This is a genomic window from Nocardioides sp. NPDC057772 (genome assembly GCF_042798075.1).
GTDB lineage: Bacteria > Actinomycetota > Actinomycetes > Propionibacteriales > Nocardioidaceae > Nocardioides.
Genome location: NZ_JBHVKN010000229.1, coordinates 6,074 through 8,031, shown reverse-complemented (window position 1 = coordinate 8,031; position 1,958 = coordinate 6,074). Strand labels below are relative to the sequence as shown.

Sequence of the window (1,958 nt, the reverse complement as noted above, 5' to 3'; positions counted from 1 at the left end):
GGTCGAGTCCCCGGACCTCGGCGGCTCACGCACCATCCTGCAGCCGACCACACTCTCGCTGACCGAGCAGCGCATCGGGATCGTCGGCAGCAACGGTTCGGGCAAGTCGACCCTCGCCCGTCTGATCAACGGGCTGGTGCTGCCGAGCGGCGGAAGGGTCACCGTCGACGACCTCGATGTGGCTCGTCACGGCGCTGCGGTGCGCCGCCGCGTCGGGTTCACCTTCACCGACCCCGCCGCCCAGTTGGTGATGCCGACCTGCGTCGAGGACGTCGAGCTGTCGCTGCGCCGGACCGTGAAGGACCGAGTACGCCGCAAGCAGCTCGCCCTCAAGACTCTGGACCGCTTCGGGCTCACCTCGCGCGCCGAGGTCAGCGTCCACGCGCTCTCCGGCGGGCAGCGTCAGCTGCTCGCCCTGGCCGGGGTGCTCGCCACCTCGCCGGACGTGCTGGTCACCGACGAGCCGACCACGCTGCTCGACCTGCGCAACACCCGGATGGTCGGCGACCTGCTCTTCTCGCTGCCGCAGCAGCTGGTCCTGGTCACCCACGACCTCGACCTCGTACGCCGCTGCGACCGCGTCCTCGTCGTCGAGGACGGCCGCGTCTGCTTCGACGGCGACGCGGACGCCGCGGTCAAGCACTACGTGAGGACGGTGAGCGAGGGATGAGCATGACGGTCGGGCTCTACCGCCCCGGCGACACCGTGCTCCATCGGCTCCCGGTGGGCGCCAAGCTGCTCGGCCTGGCCGTCATCAGCGTCTCGATCGTGGTGCTGCGCGGGCCGCTCCTCGCCGTCGGCTTCCTCGCGCTTGCTGTCGTCCTCGCCCTCGTCGGCCGGCTCGACCTGGCCGCCACCGCGCGGGCACTGCGTGCCGTTCTCGTCATCGCCGTCGTCGTCGCCCTCCTGCAGTGGTGGCTGTTCACCTTGCCTCGGGCCGTGGAGTCCCTGCTCGACCTCGTCTCGCTCGCCCTGGTGGCGCTCACCCTGACCGTGACCACGCCGACCACGGAGATCCTCGACGCCGTGGTCCGTTGGATCCGCCCGCTGCGCCGCGTCGGGATCGACCCGGAGCGCGTCGCCCTCACCATCTCGATGGCGATCCAGGCACTCCCCGGCACCCTCACCATCGCCCAGGAGACCCGCGACGCCGCCCGCGCCCGCGGCCTCGGCCGCTCCCCCAGGGCCTACCTCACCCCCTTCGTCATCCGCGTCGTCGCCGGGGCCCACGAGACCGGCGACGCCCTCAAGGCCCGCGGCCTCGGCGACTGACCCCCTGCCGAGGCGTCACCCCGGTCGGCCGAAGCGTCACTGCGGTCGGCCGAGGTGGCACCTGGGTGACGCGTCGACCGACGCGAGCGACGCCTCAGCCAACGCAGGTGACCCTTCGACCGACGTACGTGACGTCTCGGTCTACGCTGCCGACCCTTCGAACTCGGGCGAAGCGTCACTGCGGTCGGCCGAAGTGGCACGTTCATGACGCCTCGACCGACGCGAGCGACGCCTCAGCCAACGCAAGTGACGCCTCGGCCGACGTACGGGACGCCTCGGCGGCGGGGTTACCAGCCGGGCGGGAGGCGGTGGTCCCAGAGGGCGGCGTCCTCGATCTGGGCGGCGAGGGAGAGCAGGAGGGACTCCTCGGCGGGACGGGCGGCGAGCATGACGCCGACGGGAAGGCCGGAGGGGGTCCAGTGGAGCGGCAGCGAGATGGCGGGCATGCCGGTGACGTTCCAGGCGGAGGTCCAGGGGGTGAACTCCTTCTGCGCCTGGAAGTCGGCGGCGGGATCGGCGTCGTCGCGGATCGCGCCGACCTTCGGCGGCGGGGTGGCGAGCGTCGGCGTGAGCACGGCGTCGTAGGGGGCCAGCGTCTCCAGCGCCACCGCCGCGAACCGGCGCAGCTCCGCGATCGCCAACCCGAACTCCGGCCCGCTGACCGCCTCTCCCCGCTCGGTGAGCCA

At 72.4% G+C, this 1,958-nt stretch carries 3 protein-coding genes; 2 read left to right on the top strand and 1 reads right to left on the bottom strand.

The features are described 5' to 3' along the window. Both ACFVJS_RS24475 and ACFVJS_RS24470 read left to right on the top strand, forming a co-directional pair. The coding region (locus ACFVJS_RS24475) for an energy-coupling factor ABC transporter ATP-binding protein (RefSeq protein ID WP_378885896.1) at nt 1–670 on the top strand (670 nt) is incomplete at its 5' end. After that, nucleotides 667–1,272 carry a CbiQ family ECF transporter T component gene (locus ACFVJS_RS24470; protein ID WP_378885895.1) on the top strand — a complete coding sequence of 202 codons (606 nt, stop codon included), beginning with the start codon at nt 667–669 and terminating at the stop codon, nt 1,270–1,272. The genes ACFVJS_RS24475 and ACFVJS_RS24470, both read left to right, overlap by 4 nt. Before the next feature lie 287 nt (nt 1,273–1,559). Here ACFVJS_RS24470 and ACFVJS_RS24465 read toward each other — a convergent pair. After that, a partial coding sequence (locus ACFVJS_RS24465) for an amidase family protein (protein ID WP_378885893.1) occupies nt 1,560–1,958 on the bottom strand: 399 nt, incomplete at its 5' end.